The sequence below is a fragment of the Psychrobacillus sp. FJAT-21963 genome (assembly GCF_001420585.1).
GTDB lineage: Bacteria > Bacillota > Bacilli > Bacillales_A > Planococcaceae > Psychrobacillus.
Genome location: NZ_LJIY01000001.1, coordinates 461,483 through 477,149 on the forward strand (window position 1 = coordinate 461,483; position 15,667 = coordinate 477,149).

General features: G+C 37.2%; 13 protein-coding genes and 1 pseudogene. 5 read left to right on the forward strand and 9 right to left on the reverse strand.

The window, feature by feature from the left end; all coding sequences use genetic code 11:
• Nucleotides 1-118 precede the first annotated feature (118 nt).
• The 4 genes and pseudogenes from AN959_RS02085 to AN959_RS02095 form a co-directional block, all read right to left on the reverse strand.
• Nucleotides 119-580: a VanZ family protein gene (locus AN959_RS02085; protein ID WP_056827882.1), complete on the reverse strand. Its 462-nt coding sequence runs from the start codon at nt 578-580 to the stop codon at nt 119-121.
• A gap of 78 nt (nt 581-658) precedes the next feature.
• Nucleotides 659-961 carry a hypothetical protein gene (locus AN959_RS20890; protein WP_156350709.1) on the reverse strand — a complete coding sequence of 101 codons (303 nt, stop codon included), beginning with the start codon at nt 959-961 and terminating at the stop codon, nt 659-661.
• 16 nt (nt 962-977) lie between these two features.
• Complete coding sequence (locus tag AN959_RS02090; RefSeq protein ID WP_056827884.1) at nt 978-1,313, reverse strand: hypothetical protein; 336 nt, start codon at nt 1,311-1,313, stop codon at nt 978-980.
• 69 nt (nt 1,314-1,382) lie between these two features.
• Nucleotides 1,383-2,191, reverse strand: a pseudogene (locus AN959_RS02095) (helix-turn-helix domain-containing protein); the annotation flags it as partial.
• A gap of 597 nt (nt 2,192-2,788) precedes the next feature.
• Between AN959_RS02095 and AN959_RS02100 the strand changes: the two are divergent.
• From AN959_RS02100 to AN959_RS02115, 4 genes are all read left to right on the forward strand, one after another.
• Complete coding sequence (locus AN959_RS02100) at nt 2,789-3,571, forward strand: hypothetical protein (RefSeq protein ID WP_056827888.1); 783 nt, start codon at nt 2,789-2,791, stop codon at nt 3,569-3,571.
• Nucleotides 3,572-4,204: 633 nt separating this feature from the next.
• Complete coding sequence (locus AN959_RS02105) at nt 4,205-6,430, forward strand: EAL domain-containing protein (RefSeq protein ID WP_056827890.1); 2,226 nt, start codon at nt 4,205-4,207, stop codon at nt 6,428-6,430.
• A gap of 21 nt (nt 6,431-6,451) precedes the next feature.
• Nucleotides 6,452-8,086 (forward strand): thiamine pyrophosphate-binding protein, encoded by a 1,635-nt coding sequence (locus AN959_RS02110; RefSeq protein ID WP_056827892.1) that lies wholly within the window; start codon nt 6,452-6,454, stop codon nt 8,084-8,086.
• A gap of 1 nt (nt 8,087) precedes the next feature.
• On the forward strand, nt 8,088-8,471 hold the full coding sequence (locus AN959_RS02115; RefSeq protein ID WP_056827893.1) for a carboxymuconolactone decarboxylase family protein: 384 nt from the start codon (nt 8,088-8,090) through the stop codon (nt 8,469-8,471).
• Nucleotides 8,472-9,266: 795 nt separating this feature from the next.
• Here the strand turns inward: AN959_RS02115 and AN959_RS02120 are convergent.
• The 3 genes from AN959_RS02120 to AN959_RS02130 are packed head-to-tail and all read right to left on the reverse strand — an operon-like array spanning nt 9,267 to nt 13,036.
• The gene (locus AN959_RS02120; protein ID WP_253278853.1) at nt 9,267-10,697 is read right to left on the reverse strand and encodes an amidohydrolase family protein; all 1,431 of its coding nucleotides are present in this window, start codon (nt 10,695-10,697) and stop codon (nt 9,267-9,269) included.
• Nucleotides 10,698-10,723: 26 nt separating this feature from the next.
• Nucleotides 10,724-12,280 (reverse strand): Na+/H+ antiporter NhaC family protein, encoded by a 1,557-nt coding sequence (locus AN959_RS02125; RefSeq protein WP_056827895.1) that lies wholly within the window; start codon nt 12,278-12,280, stop codon nt 10,724-10,726.
• A 24-nt stretch (nt 12,281-12,304) separates the two neighbouring features.
• On the reverse strand, nt 12,305-13,036 hold the full coding sequence (locus AN959_RS02130) for an FCD domain-containing protein (RefSeq protein WP_056827897.1): 732 nt from the start codon (nt 13,034-13,036) through the stop codon (nt 12,305-12,307).
• A gap of 259 nt (nt 13,037-13,295) precedes the next feature.
• On the opposite strand from AN959_RS02130, the gene AN959_RS22005 reads away from it, so the two are divergent.
• Nucleotides 13,296-13,466, forward strand: coding sequence for a carboxymuconolactone decarboxylase family protein (locus tag AN959_RS22005; protein WP_172794292.1), 171 nt, complete (start codon nt 13,296-13,298; stop codon nt 13,464-13,466).
• 384 nt (nt 13,467-13,850) lie between these two features.
• Here the strand turns inward: AN959_RS22005 and AN959_RS02135 are convergent, their stop codons facing one another.
• Complete coding sequence (locus AN959_RS02135) at nt 13,851-14,708, reverse strand: carbohydrate ABC transporter permease (protein WP_056827899.1); 858 nt, start codon at nt 14,706-14,708, stop codon at nt 13,851-13,853.
• Nucleotides 14,705-15,616: a carbohydrate ABC transporter permease gene (locus AN959_RS02140; protein WP_056827901.1), complete on the reverse strand. Its 912-nt coding sequence runs from the start codon at nt 15,614-15,616 to the stop codon at nt 14,705-14,707. The genes AN959_RS02135 and AN959_RS02140 overlap by 4 nt, the downstream gene beginning before the upstream one ends.
• Nucleotides 15,617-15,667 lie beyond the last annotated feature (51 nt).

Sequence of the window (15,667 nt, forward strand, 5' to 3'; positions counted from 1 at the left end):
AACAAAAAAAGCTTTTCGCACAGGCGAAAAGCTAGATGATCAAACTCAAATTACGTATATAATTATCCTTTTTATACCTCAGAAGAACTACATTGGATGCCAATTACAATAAGAAGGATTATATCCTTCTACCGTTAGCTTTTCTCCTTTTCAATGCTCCAATAGCAAAATCTATACCAATCCCTACACTTGCTCCATAACTATCAATTAATACATCTATCACTTGAGCCCCTCTGCCAGACACAAATAACTGATGTACTTCATCCGATATCGCATAAAAAACACAAATAACCAAAGCAACCCCAATTTTCTTATATCCAGTCAATCCACTAAATTTCAAGGAATTCATTACTAACACACCTAGCATTAAGTAAATGAAGAAGTGAGCATTCTTTCGAACTAGATGATTCCAATTTCCACTGATGAAATCATAACTTGAAGCAACTTTTTCAACGGTCGTTACAATGACTTCCGTTATACCTTCGCTCAATTCGTTAGAATTTGAAGCAGGTTGATGTGAAAAAAAGAATATTAAAGCCATCCATAAAAGTACGGCTAAGTAAGAAAAGAGTTTTTTCATTTATATAATCCCTTTATAAAAGATTAGCAAAGAGCTCTTATCCTTTGAGATAAGAGCCGCATTTTAAATAGATGAAGTTTATTTTTGTGCAGATAAAATTTCTTTAGTTGCTTTATAAAGATTTTCAATGCTGAGTTCATGATTACCTTTTAATAATTTTAATGCTACCTCTTCACACATTTTTTGCAATGCTTCCACATCACATCCAGCAACTGCTAGCGGTAACAATCCTACGGGAGAAATCTCCAAAGGTTTCTTTATCCTTGGAATCACGAATGTACGGTTTTCCCTCTCTGTCGCCAGAACCTTGTAGGCATCATCATGGCCATCAGTAGTAACAATGACTCGGGAAGTCGATTCATACCTATAGCGTCGTTCCATGTAAGCCCGTAATAGTCTATAGGCACTGGGTGGTCCGTTTACAGAACCTGAATTGGATATAAACATAAATGTATACGTCTTTGTATGCAATGTACTGGATCAATTGATTTATATAAAGTCCACTCCTATGTTCCCCAGCAAAAATAATCTCTGGAATATTTGCATCCGAGTTGAAATAGGCTTTTAATCCTTCGTAATACATCTTAGTGGCATAATATAATTCTCCAAACCCTGTGACGATTAGAATGGATGAATTATTTCGTATTTCTTCCGCCAACTCATTAATTGAACTTATAACTTGGTCATGATTCTCCCAAAAAACTAGATTAGGTGGAATATTAGTTCCATTCATGCAATAACCTCATTTTTGTGGAGTACAAAATACTATATAAAGTATGTTTGCCTTTATAAAATATAATANAAATAAAGACAGAGCTTGCGTGTATACTTCTTTTATTTCTTTAAAGGGAAAATCCATTTTTTCTAAGCATTGCCCTTTATAATATAAGAATTGTCCTGCTAAGGAGATAATACCTGTTTCTTTGGATTTGCTTATTCCTTGATTAGCAGTATCAAGTGCTTCTTCAATATTATTTATGTCATACAGTACTTTAACTTGTTATATAGTACTGTAATAAGCGTTTCATAAATCTTATAATCATTATAATTTTTATGAATATGTTCCTTAAGGATTTTATTATAGTAATATAAGCTTTTGTTAGCTTCACCGTTTTCTGCATATACGATGGCAATCGTATTGTTAATTTTTATATGCAAAAAACGGAACTGGATGGTAGTTTGATTGGATGAAATTAAAATATTCTTCAAATTGGTGATACATTCTTCTGGAGAAATCATTTTTAAATTATAATGAGCTGTTTGTAAAAGATAATCTAAATAAAAATTTAACCAAATATTGTCCGAGGATATTTTATTTTTATTTATAATTGAAATTATCTTTTTATAGTCATGCTCTTTTAAGTGAAACTCAATATTTTTTATTAATCTTTCACATTCTAATACGTTCTTATAAAATAGCATTTCAATTAAATATTCAACAGGGACCTGTAGCTTTAATGCAATCTTTAATAAAGTATCTATTGCAGGATAAACTTCACCTGCCTCAATTCGACTAATTGTAGACTGAGTACAAATATCTTTTGCAAGCTCCTTTTGAGACATTCCCAATTCAGCTCTAAGTTTACTGATTTCTAGCCCTAAGTATTTCATTTCCAAACAAATCACCTCATATTTGGATTTTCTAAAATTACTATGTAGATAATAGCAAATCTTGCTTCATTTAACCCATCGTTATTTGAGCATAGCTTTGATTTTATTAATTTCAAAAAGATACTTTGCAATTGAATGATACTAAAAGATTAGCAGCTGAAAATATTTACTTGGACTGCTTATTACTTTCTAATTTTCAATATAGAATTCGCTCATTGTCATTGCTTGATTATTCAAACCTCAAAGCTTTACTCGGATTCATCCTTGCTGCTTTCAAGGCTGGATAAATCCTAATCAATCTACCACATCAGAACTTGTGCAATTTTATATTCTCTCATGCAAGATTCGACAAACATCTTCATATACCTTTTAAAATAAACAGCAAAAACACTTGAACACGACAAACAGCAGAATTCTACTAAGTTAGTATTCCTTTGAAACTCTTTGGCCAATACTCTACTATATATATATCAATACTTTCTCTCCCCCATTAGACACCCCCTCTGCCATACTTTTTAGTTCCTTTTAATCTATAATTTACCAAAATAGCATGTTATGATAGTTGCTCACTTACTAAACGTAAAGGAGAGATCTATAGTGAAAAATTTATTAAAAATCGTCGCATTAACAGTCCTATTAGTTTCATTGTCTATTGCATCTGTTGGTTCAGCAAGTGCAGCTACGCCTTCAAAAATAATGTGGGGCAAAACAGAATTAAAGATTGGACAAATTGGTAAAGTAACGGTTTTACAAGATACCCCTTTAGTTAAACTTGCATCTGATGGTACCCTTACAACTGTTCGTACGTTGAAAAAAGGCGACGAATACCGAGTCTACAGCTACAAATCTAATTTAAATGGATTATATGGTGTAGGTGCGGGAAGCTTTGTACAAAAAAATGCGAAGATCAAATACGAAACACCTTCTAAGAGAAAGCTTGAAATCTTATCCTTTCAAAAACTTTTCCAAGAAGCTGCAGCAAAACAAGAAAGCACGACAAGTGGCTACCATACAAAACAAGAGATTCTGACACTTTTCAGCCCTCATTTCGCTGAAGAGTTTACATCACGATTTATTTCTAACAGTATGTTGAAAAAAGATATTGACGGTGAAACACATTATTATTTCCCACAAAACACGGATAACATTAACTCTAATTACTTTGTAGTGAGTAATTTAACATGGACGGATAAAACATCTATCACCCACTACCAAGCTCCAACTGTAGATAAAGACAATAAAAAAGGCATATCCAATCTTGTGAAAATCAGTGAACACAAAAAATATGATGGCCTCGTAGATGATCATACGTACACAATTACATTGCTAAAAACAGACAATGGAAGCTACAAAATTATAGAAGTACAAAGACAATTTTAACTAATAAACAGTCATCTTCTATTCAAAAATAGAGCCGTCGAAGATACAATTTCGACGGCTTTTAGCATTCAATCTGTGAACTGGTGCTGCTCCCCCTACTTCCAACTGCAGAATTGTCAAGATTCTCACAAAGAAGGCATTAATAAAAGTTGTTTCCCTGCATTTAACTCCCCGATAATCATCACAATAACTGGTTCCTTAGCATTCTTGCATCAATCTAGTTAATTTAGAGATTTCTTCCTCTATAATCAGTATAAGCATCTAGTAATTGCCTCTGCCATTTTCGAAGCAATAGTCCTCTCTTAACATCAAAATTATACCAAAAATGAGATTCTTTTTTCATAGACTACACTATTAGTTATTTGAAACACAACTGATGAAATCCTTTAAACTTCCAGATTCTTATTGAATTCTGGCCATAGATGTCAGGGGACAGGAGAACCTTCTACTCGTTTCCTCTGACATTGAATTTAACAATGTTTTGCGGTAAAGTTAGTACCATTGGGAATTCTTTCTATCGGTCATTTTGTATTAAATTAACCAGAGCGGAAACGAATTCCTTTTTACTATAAAAAATATCAACTCTTTTAGACTAAGGGTATAAATTATATATAAAGGTTTAAGGAGGAAAACATGAAAACGACGGAACCGAACTACATTACAGAATCTAAGAGAAAGTGTATAGAGGCCGGGATGGATCCGAATGTGGTATCAAGACCAAAGACCTTTTTAAGCGAAGTAGAGTTTGAACAGAAGAGAAAATATTATAGCGAAATACTGTCAGTTGTGAGTTTTTTCTCGAATAAGCTACTGGATTCCTTAAAAGGTACTCCGATACTTGTTGTTGTTTCGGATGCAACTGGTTACCTTCTTGAAATTGAAGGAGATGAAACGATAAAGTCTACCATTGAACAATTCGGTATCAAGTCTGGCAGTCTATTCACCCAAGAAGATACAGGTACGAATGTTATTAGTCTATCGTTGCAACAAAAGCATCCGATCAGTATTATTGGAGAACAACATTATCATACGTTTCTTCATGACATTGCTTGTTATGGGACTGCATTTCACTATACCGATGAAAATAACTTGCTTGGTAGTGTATGTATCATGATGCCTATCCAGTTTCAGAATGAACTTTTCTTAACGATGCTAACCCAGGCAGTTGACTCAATCGAAAGAGAATTATTATTAAGAAAACAAAATAAGAAGCTTAATATTATGAATCAGATTATGTTAAGTAGAACAAGAAACGGAATTGTTATTACAGATGAGAAAGGGATCACTACCGAGTTTAATAGCTTTGCCCAAAAAATTTCGAATATTAGTAGAGATTCGGTAGTCGGAAGAAATATTCTTGAATCTGATCTAACGGGTGAATATTTTAAAGAAGTGCTTGAACAGAAAAAGATATTTAAAAATGAAGAAATAAAATTTAAAGATGACGCGGGCAACCTCATTGTCTGCCTGTTCGATGCACAGCCCATATATGAAGAAGACAATATGATTGGAGCCTTTGGTCAGTTTAGGGACATCTCAGATCGTTACATACTGCAGGAGAAGTATAACTACTTAGCCTATCATGATGATTTAACAAATCTACCAAACAGACGATATATTAATAAGGAAATAGAATCCATTATTAAGGAATTAAATGCTGGTCGCAATAGAACTTTAGCCCTTTTATTTATAGACCTGGATCGTTTTAAAATCATTAATGATAACTTTAATCATTCATACGGGGATAAACTCTTGATCGAGGTAAGTAAACGTTTGAGTGGTTGTCTTGGGGAAAAGGATATGCTCGCTCGAATGGGTGGCGATGAATTTATTTTCCTACTGAAAGATTTTGATGATCCGGATTATGTCACGAAAAAAGCGGAAGAGATACTCCAACTGTTGCTGCAACCTTTTCATGTCAGCGGAAAAGAATTACATACGACAGCGAGTATCGGGGTTGCGATTTATCCCAACCATCCAATTACAATGGAACAGCTCATGGTTTATGCCGATAATGCGATGTACCAGGCAAAATCTCAAGGGAAAAATCGCTATGTCGTTCATACCTCCGAATTATTAGATGCAATGATGGACGAATACATGCTCGAGGTAGATTTAAGAAGAGCATTGGAGAATAATGAGTTTGTTCTCTATTATCAGCCCCAGATTAATAACGACACCGGTAAATTGGTTGGATTTGAAGCGCTAATTCGTTGGCAGCATCCTACGTTAGGTCTGATACCTCCAGGTAAATTTATAAAACTAGCAGAAGAAAACGGATTGATTACTCAAATTGGAGAGTGGGTCATCGATGAGGCCTGTACTCAAAACAAAAAATGGCATGATGCTGGAATGACACCTGTGAAAATGTCCGTTAACCTATCCACGCAGCAATTTCTTACCGGAAATCTGATACCATATATGGAAAATGTATTGAAACGTACAGGTATCGATCCAGCATATGTAGTCGTGGAAATAACCGAATATATGGCGATGGAGTACGACTACTCCATTCAAGTATTGGAACAACTAAAAGCTCTCGGTATTGGCATCAGTATTGATGATTTTGGAACAGGCTATAGCTCGTTCAATTATCTTAAAAATTTTCCAATTGATTATATTAAGATCGACAAATCCTTTGTGAGTGAATTAATGAACAATGAGAAGGATGCCATCATTGTAAAAGCAATTATCTCATTAGCACATAACCTTCATAAAGAGGTAATCGCAGAAGGTGTGGAAACAAAAGAACAGCTTGATTTTCTGAAAACTCATCAGTGTGATATCTCACAAGGTTATTTCTTTAGCAAACCACTTTCCGCGGACGAAATTGAGAAGATTTATATAGAACAACATTAATCATAGGGAGAGAATGACAGCATGAAAACTACTTCATCTGTATTAGTAGCAAATTTTAAACATTGGGGAATTCATCATATTTTTGGCATTCCAGGAAAGGCTGTATCCCCTATATTATTCGAGATATTACACCATGAAATGGAATTTGTATTAAGTAAACACGAAGCAGCCGCAGGGTTTGAAGCTTCCGGCTATGCCTTGATGAATCAGAAAATCGGGGTCGCAGTTGGTACATCTGGACCTGGTGGGACTAACCTGCTTACAGCTGCCGGCCAGGCAAAAGCTTCTAATCTACCACTATTAATCATCACTGGACACCCTTCGATGAAAGATACTGGAAAAGCAATGGGACAGGACTCTAGCCTATTTGGTGCTGATCTTGTAGATATGTTTAGATCTGTTACGAAGTTTAGTGCACGGGTAGAACGAGGCGATATGCTAAAGCCGTTCCTGCAGCATGCACTGGAAAAAGCTCTATCGGGTGTAAAAGGACCTGTACATCTGTCTATCCCGTTTGATATTTTATTAGAAGAGATTGAACCGTTCCAACTAGAGTTACCAGTATCCTATGAAATGATTTCACCTAAAACGAGTGAAGTAATCGACAAACTGAATGTGGCCAAACGTCCCCTTCTATTCCTAGGAAAGGGCGTTCATTCGAGTAAAGCCTATGAAGAAGTTCAGCATCTTGCAGAACATTGGAACATCCCTGTCATTACCACACCAGGAGGAAAAGGAGTTTTTCCTTCCAATCATACGCTTTCATTAGGTGCATTCGGATTGGGGGGTACCGACGAAGCAACCGCATACTTAAAAGAGAATGTTGACCTACTGTTAGTCATCGGATCAAAGCTAAGTGATATGTCCATCGCTGGATTATCGGAAGCGATGTATCCAGAGCATATTATTCACTTCGATTATGACCCAACCTTTATCGGGAAATCAATCCAAGTACCAACTACTCCAGTTCTAGGAGATATAAAAGCAAATCTAACGGCTATTTTAAAAGATATACCGAAAACCGACAGCGAAGCATTTATAGCACCAATCGAGTTAAGTCCACTTGAAGATAATAATCCAGGAGAGCGAATGTCAGCAGTCCAAGTATTACGGGCGATGCGTTATGCGCTTCCAGATGAAGCGATTATTTTCGGAGATGATGGAAGCCACTCTTTTTACGGTATCAAATACTTTGATATATACAAGCCTGGGACTTTCTTCTTTGATGACATATTCGGTGCAATGGGCAATGGAATTGGCTATTCCATCGGTGCGAAACTAGCAGCCCCAAATGAAACAATTGTATGCTTAGTTGGGGATGGATGTATGTTCATGCACGGTACAGAGCTTTCCACGGCGTACAATTATAACTCCCCTGTCTTGTTCATCGTTTTGAATAATGGACGATTGGATATGGTGGAAAAAGGGATGCAAAAAATGATCGGCACATCTATCGGTGGTGTATACGAGACTCCGCTCAATGTCGCTCGATTTGCCGAATCGATGGGACTGGAAGCATATACTTGTTATAATCCATATGAATTAACTGATCGAATTAAAGAAGCATTACATAGAATCGAAGAAACAAACAAACCAATCGTGATTGAAGCATTAGTTGATGAAAACGAAATACCACCAACAATGGGGAGGCAGTAAGATGGAAAATAACGAACGATTCGAGTCCGGTTTACATGCAATGGAAGAATTATTCTCCGAAGAAGTACGTAATGGCATGGCCGGGATTAAAAATATTTCACCAGATTTTTGGGAGATGATTGTGTCCTTCGGATTTGGAGATCTCTACGGTAGAAATACTCTTTCCCACGCACAACGAGAAGTCATCACACTCACGGCACTTATCACACAAGGAGCGTTCGATCAGCTGAAAGTTCACTTACAAGCAGCTCTAAACGTTGGGCTCTCCAAAGAAGAAATTATTGAGCTCATCATGCACTGTGCCGGATACGCCGGGTTTCCAAAAGCCGTTCAGGCAATGGGAATAGCTGGGGAGATATTTAAGGAGACAGAGGAAACACGGTAAGGGTTTAGCGTTTTATTTTAAAGTAGGATTACTTCAAACTAGGTGGGTATTAAACGAAGAAAGCAGCCGGATTCAATTTCGGCTGCTTTGTCTTTTTCAGAACATGTATAATGCATTTTATTTTGTTTCTAACACAGGGACTCGTTTTATATCACTGCCCATTACTCATGCCGTTCTATTCTAATAATGTCATCCATTTTTTGTCGTTCAAAATATTTAATAATACTATGTTTTATTACCCAATTTACCAGTATTTCTTTTAACCAACTGCCACGTTCCCGTGACAACGCCCAAAAACAATTACTTGGTGTTTCAGCCTTATTTCTGCCGTCATCTGCTTTAGTGTCTTCTCCAATTCCTCACTGATCGGCACAATGATCATAGGCTGGACTAGGTCCATTTCGTCAATAAAGGAATCAAACAAAAGTAATGATTTTTAATAATTTTTCTAATAGTTACATTGTAACAAATCTATTTATTATTGGTTAGTCTGTGTATAGGCAATAATTATCTACAATGAATCAAAAGAGATTTATCAAAGGTAAACGCCAACCCACCTCTTCTTAGGTGAATGTTATCTACCGCTTACTTATTTAATAGTGAATTGTAGTCAATTATCAAAACTGTCCTTAACACATGGATGCATTTTTAAAGAGTATACAAAAAACAGGTGTAGAAAAAGATTCATTTTCTATACCTGTTTCAATTTAGGGGTATACGGCTCACTGGATAACCCTATTTGTTTCCTGTATGTCCTAAGTTTATACACAGGTACACGCTCAACAAAAAACCATCCTATAACAACCCATCACGCACCATCTGCAGAATATCACTGTGGGCACTTAATATATCATCTTTAGCACGAATAGAAATCTGCTCAGCTGCTGCTTGTGCTTTTCGTATTTCTTCTTTCTCATTTACTGTTAAAATGACTCGGTTTTCCATCACGATGTTTCCATCAATGATTACCGTTTCGACTTCATCCCCACGTGCAGAATACACGAGGTTCGGAACAATATTACGAATAGGTGTTGTTAACACTGGGAAAAAGGTAGGTGTGGACAAATCTAGTAAGATAACGTCTGCTTTTTTACCTGCTTTTAACGTACCAACTTGGTCGTCAATACCCATCACTTTAGCTGCTTCGATTGTTGCCATTCGAAGTGCCTGAGTTGCATTAAATACTCGTGGATCTTTATATTTCACTTTGTTTAAAATGGCTGCCATTTTCATCTCATTAATCATATTATTACAGTTATTCCCTGGAGCTTGGTCAGACCCAAGACAAGCCGTTCCCCCTGCATCCAAAAACTTCTGAACTGGCGGGACCATACCATCGATAATACCTATACTACCTGCACAGTATATTAATTTTGCTCCACTTTTTGCAACAACTTCCGTTTCCTCATCTGTTGCCTCAGTTAAATGCACAGCGATGAGTCGCTCATTTAAAAGACCTTGTTCTTTTAGAAATTCAATCGTTCGCTTACCGTACCGTTTTTCAATTTGAAGTACTTCACGGTCGCCTTGTGCAACATGCATATGCAATTTTGTATCTAATCTTTCGGCATGCGCTTGAATTTCTTTTAATAGCTCCAAGCTCATCATATCCGGACCATGTGGGCCAAGGATAACTGTAATTCGTCCATTTTCGGTATTATTATGTTCCTCATATAGATCTAGATTTCGTTGAAGCTTTGCTTGACCAATAGAAGGATCAAACGGATATAACTCTCCTACTGGCAAATCTCCAATATTATCCGGTATCTCGTTTATCAATTCGGCAAGTCTTGCCCGTGCACCAATCTTTTTATAATTGTGTACAAGTAAGTCCATACGCCCATCGTAATCGCAAAAAGTAGTCGTTCCTGCCTTCAAACCTTCTATAATATTGACCATAGACCCAACAACACTTTCTTCTGGACGTAAGTGTTTCTGGAAAGGCCAAAGACCTTTTTGCATCCAGTTTGACATATCTTGCGCCACTCCGCGGAAAATACTGATGCCCGTATGGATATGTGCATCGATCAATCCTGGCATAATTAATTTGTTGGTAGCATCAATCATCTTTTCTGCCTCATAATTAGCCAAAATTTCTGTCGATTCTCCAACTGCTTCTATTAAATTACCTTTTATCGCTATAGCTCCGTTCTCAATAAATCCAACACCTTTACCTTCCATTGTCAGAAGATGCCCATTATGAATAATCATATCAACCTTCAACATAAATTATCACTTCCTATCCACTTATATTAAGAGACTACTTGCTTCTTCATAAGCAAACTTGAATCTCTTCCTTTTACCCGACGATTCAATAAATATAACGCTACTAATAGAACAATTGCCGTCACAATTAAACCAACAAATACATTTTGCGTAAGCCCTGCGGAAAGAAACCCGATTGCGGAGGCGATTGCAATAACTAAAGCGTATGGTAATTGCGTTCGAACATGTTCAATATGATCAGCAGCTGCCCCTGTAGAGGACATGATCGTCGTATCGGAAATCGGTGAACAATGATCCCCAAATAAGCCCCCACTAATTACAGCTCCAATCGCTAAAGCTAAATTGATATCCATAGAAGCAGCCATTGGAACAGCTATTGGAATCATAATAGCAAAGACACCCCAAGAACTACCCGTCGCAAAAGCTATCAAAGCCCCAATGATAAAAATAACTAATGGAACAAGGAATGCTGGCAAGTAGCTTCCAACAAATTCCGTAATAAACGTGCCTAATCCCATTGTAGATGCGATGGAACCAATCGACCATGCCATGACCAAAATAAGAGGTACAATCATCAGCTTTAAAATACCGTTTGTTAATTCATCAAAGAGATAAATTAAGGATGTTTTATATTTCAATTTTGCATAGACAATTCCGCCAACAGCACCTGCTATAAATCCGCAAATGATCGACAACACAATATTAGAATTTAAAAAAGCACCCCGAAATCCATTCTCACCAATATTCCCCGTCCAAAAAATTACGGTAAAAATAGTGCCCATTAATAAACCCATAGGAATCAAAAAGCTAAAAATATCCGCTTTTGTGTTGGATACCATCATCTCTTCTTCGATTGATTCATCTATCATCAACTTATCTTCTTTTCCATACAGTTCCCCAGTTTCTACCGCTAACATTTCGGCTTTATACATCGGACCAATATCTAAATTCAAATTCACTACAAATAGCACACCAATCATCGCGAACAGACCATATAAATTATAAGGAATCATTTGGATAAATAATGACCATGGATTATCGCTTAGACCAAGCACAGCAAGTTGCGTGGCAATAAGTCCAGTAATAAAAGGTCCATAACTACTTATTGGCGACATAGCAGCAAGCGGACTTCCCATCGAATCCAAAATATAAGCCAATTTAACACGCGATACTTTTAACTTATCCGCGATTGGACGAGTGACCGTGCCTAAGATCAAAACTGGCTCCGTATAAGAAAATAGGAAAGAACTACCCCATATAAAGTTTTGCGCTTTCTTGCGCGTATTCACTTTTTTTGTAGCCACTTCAGCAAACGCACGTGCACCACCCGTAACGCGTAGAATATTGACAAATCCTCCTGCCAGCGTCACAAGCAATAATAGTCCCGCATTCCAAGGATCCGCAATTGATGGAATGACAACATCCGTAATTGAATATGTAAAACCAACGAACGGATTCCAATTGCTAATAATTGTAGAACCCAACCAAACCCCAATAAATAAAGATAAAATTGTCTGTCTAGTAATGATAGCTATGACAATTGCAAGAACCGGTGGTAATAACGATAATATCCCATACTCCATTTTCTCGTCCCCTTTATAAAACTATTAATTGGTAACGCTTTGAATCAGCTTTTGGATATGACTTTTCGTAAGTAGAATTGCTCTCTCCACATCTCGTGATTTTACTGCCTCTAAAATTAGTTCGTGTTCAACAAGATGATGTGCATCCCTTAACTTAGTTGCAATCTCAGGAAACTTCTCTTCGAGTCTTAACTCTTCATGTATTAAAAGTTTTAACACAGAATTAAGAAAGCGGTTACAAGAGAGCGTACATAATACTTGGTGAAAATTAATCGGGAGTAATTCAGTATCTTCCCCCATACTTACACACTGTTTATGGCGCTTAACCGAATCCTCTAAACGACCTATTTCTTCGTCAGACGCATTTTCAATGACTGATTTTATAACCTCTGACTCGATGATCACACGGACATTTAGTAAATCAATAATGTCTTGCGCATTCTCAGGATCAGTTGCTTCTTTCATTTCCGCCTCAATCTTTAGTCTTTCTACATCAATTTGCAAAGCTTCTAGTTGCCGTTGCCCTTTTGCTGTAAGGATTCTTCCTTGTGAGGATACTAACTCTGTCCACCCAAGCCCATCTAACTCCTTTAATAATCTACCGACAGATGCCAGACTAATCGAATCACCTAGGCTCTCCATCTTTTCTTTCATAATCCATGATCCAAGTGGTTTTTCCGAATCAGAAAGACACTGTAGAGCAATCAAGTAATGAAAATCCGATTCATTGGAAAACAGCTCTTTACTCATCTTCATTTAAACACCTCCTCCTCATTGATGAGTAGCTATTTGAATTATAATTTATTTTTCTAGTAAAAACAATCTATATTTTCAGAATTAATAATTTTAAAGAGTACAGATTAGATATTAGTTCCCCTCCTAAAAAAGATACCCAGACCGTTGATTGTTCGGAAATCTAGATTATATACTTTATTTGATTCAGTAAAAAGCAGACCTTCCAACTCCAAAAGTAATATCGCCTCTCGTACAAAAGTTCGGCTCACATCTAAATCTTGTGCCATCTGCAATTCATCTTCAAATATCTATTTTTTTATTTTGCTGTACGATTTCATATTATATCGAGGCAGCCCTAAACGTTGGGCTCTCCAAAGAAGAAATTATTGAGCTCATCATGCACTGTGCCGGATACGCCGGGTTTTCAAAAGCCGTTCAGGCAATGGGATAGCTGGGGAGATATTTAAGGAAACAGAGGAAACACGGTAAGGGTTTAGCGTTTCTATGTATTTTAGCAGTAGAAAAATACTTTTTGTTTTAACAAAAATGGCAGCCGAATATTTATGATTTGCCCCGTAAATGTTAGAGACTAAACTAACATTTGCGGGGTTTTTTTGGGCTAGATTTATAGGCGAAGAAGCAATTTAATCTATTATACTTACAAATGGGCTAAAATTTGAAATCACCATTGTAAGTACAAGTAATAAACTGTGAGACGATTCGTTCTTTTTCTTTTTCTAAAGCATTAATCTATTATTACGGCAACTTAAATCGCAAGTGCGACAACATCCACTCTAACAAGACAAAGCCCACGCTCAACACGACAAACAAACTATCAAGACTTTCCTCCGGATTGTAAATTGATGCCATCTATAAAATACTTTTGGAAGAAGAAGAACAGGATGATAACGGGTAGTAGGACAAGCAACGAACCTGCCATTAAGTAGTTCCACTGGGTATTCATCTCTCCTTTAAATACCTGAAGCCCTAACTGAAGTGTATAAAGTTTCTCATTGTTCACATAAAGGAGTGGCCCTAAAAAGTCATTCCAAGCTCCATTGAATGAAAAGATTGCTACTGTCGCTAGTGCAGGCTTCGTCAATGGGATTCCGATCTTTCTCCAAATCAAAAAGTGACTTGCCCCTTCCATCCTCGCTGCCTCGATCATTTCGTTCGGAATCGTCATATAAAATTGACGAAGCAAGAAAATATTGAACGCACTTCCGAAGAAAGCAGGAATTACGAGTGGGAAGTATGTATTGATCCAACCCAGTTTTGAGAACAACACATACTGCGGGATCAGAGTCACGAAACCTGGAATCATCATTGTCGAAAGTACAATCGTAAATAAAACATTCCGCCCTTTAAATGGAATTTTTGCAAAGCCATAGGCAATGAATGAGTTGACGAACACTTGACTAATCACAACCAGCACCGTAATGGTCAACGTATTAACCGTGTACAAATCAAATGGCGCAGACTCCCAAGTCTTAACGAAGTTCTCCCACTTCCAATCTTTCGGGAAGAAAGTCGGCGGAAAACTCATTACTTCTTGCATTGTCTTTAGTGAAGTTGAAATCATCCACCAAAGCGGAGAAAGGAATAATAGACTGCCGACACACAATAAGATGAAGTTGACAATTTTCAGTAATTTCTTCCGATTTGCCATGCTATTAAAATAGGATTCTCTCATCGTTTCGACTCCCCTTCATAATGAACCCAGCGAGGAGCTAGCTTCAAATTAATCATCGTGAGTATGAAAACGATGATGAACAAAATCCATGACATCGCCATTGCATAGCCCATATCAAATACTTTAAAAGCTTTATTCCACATGTAGTAATTATAGAAAAGCAGTGAATTTACTGGTCCACCGCCTCCATTGGTCATAACGTATGCTTCCTGGAAAATTTGAAAACCACCTATTAGACTCGTCACCACATCAAAAAAGATTACCGGTGTAATCATCGGGAGGGTTATATAGCAGAATTGCTGCCATTTACTTGCTCCATCGATTTCCGCTGCTTCATAAAGTGACTTTGGAACTCCCTGCAGACTTGCCAAGTACAGAAGCATCCCACCGCCGACACTCCAAAGCTTCATTAATATAAGTGAAGGCTTTGTCCATTCTGGATCAAACAGCCAATTTGGCCCATCAATCCCGAACCAGCCAAGAAACATGTTGACGAAACCTGTACCCGGGTCGAGCAACTGCATCCAAAGAAGATAAACACCTACGCCCGATAGGACTGCCGGTAAATAATAAATGGTTCGGAAGAATCGTAGACCTGGTACATCTTGATTGAGTAGGACGGAAAGGAATATTGCCCCAATTGTCGTGAGTGGAACAGAAAAGGCTACGTAATACAACGTATTGTAGAGCGATGTCCAAAAAAGCTGATCGTTAAATAGTAATTTCTCGTAATTATTAGTCCCGATAAAATCCATCTGTGAAGTAATATTATAATTCGTGAAACTGGCAACTAAAGAAAATAAAAGCGGCCCTGCGGTAAAGACGAGGAAACCGATGATCCAAGGAAGGATGAATATGTATCCGACAAGACCTTCTTGTCGCTTATAGTTGAACTTTCTCTTTTTCAATGCAACTCTCCCCTTATTAATTAGAAAAGGAGGAGAGCATTTCTGCTCCCT

What these genes read in the sequence shown, in the direction of transcription:
- AN959_RS02085 (WP_056827882.1), bottom strand. Translation starts at nt 580, where the DNA reads ATGAAAAAACTCTTTTCTTACTTAGCCGTACTTTTATGGATGGCTTTA.
- AN959_RS20890 (WP_156350709.1), bottom strand. Translation starts at nt 961, where the DNA reads ATGGAACGACGCTATAGGTATGAATCGACTTCCCGAGTCATTGTTACT.
- AN959_RS02090 (WP_056827884.1), bottom strand. Translation starts at nt 1,313, where the DNA reads ATGAATGGAACTAATATTCCACCTAATCTAGTTTTTTGGGAGAATCAT.
- AN959_RS02105 (WP_056827890.1), top strand. Translation starts at nt 4,205, where the DNA reads ATGAAAACGACGGAACCGAACTACATTACAGAATCTAAGAGAAAGTGT.
- AN959_RS02110 (WP_056827892.1), top strand. Translation starts at nt 6,452, where the DNA reads ATGAAAACTACTTCATCTGTATTAGTAGCAAATTTTAAACATTGGGGA.
- AN959_RS02115 (WP_056827893.1), top strand. Translation starts at nt 8,088, where the DNA reads ATGGAAAATAACGAACGATTCGAGTCCGGTTTACATGCAATGGAAGAA.
- AN959_RS02120 (WP_253278853.1), bottom strand. Translation starts at nt 10,697, where the DNA reads ATGTTGAAGGTTGATATGATTATTCATAATGGGCATCTTCTGACAATG.
- AN959_RS02125 (WP_056827895.1), bottom strand. Translation starts at nt 12,280, where the DNA reads ATGGAGTATGGGATATTATCGTTATTACCACCGGTTCTTGCAATTGTC.
- AN959_RS02130 (WP_056827897.1), bottom strand. Translation starts at nt 13,036, where the DNA reads ATGAAGATGAGTAAAGAGCTGTTTTCCAATGAATCGGATTTTCATTAC.
- AN959_RS02135 (WP_056827899.1), bottom strand. Translation starts at nt 14,708, where the DNA reads ATGAGAGAATCCTATTTTAATAGCATGGCAAATCGGAAGAAATTACTG.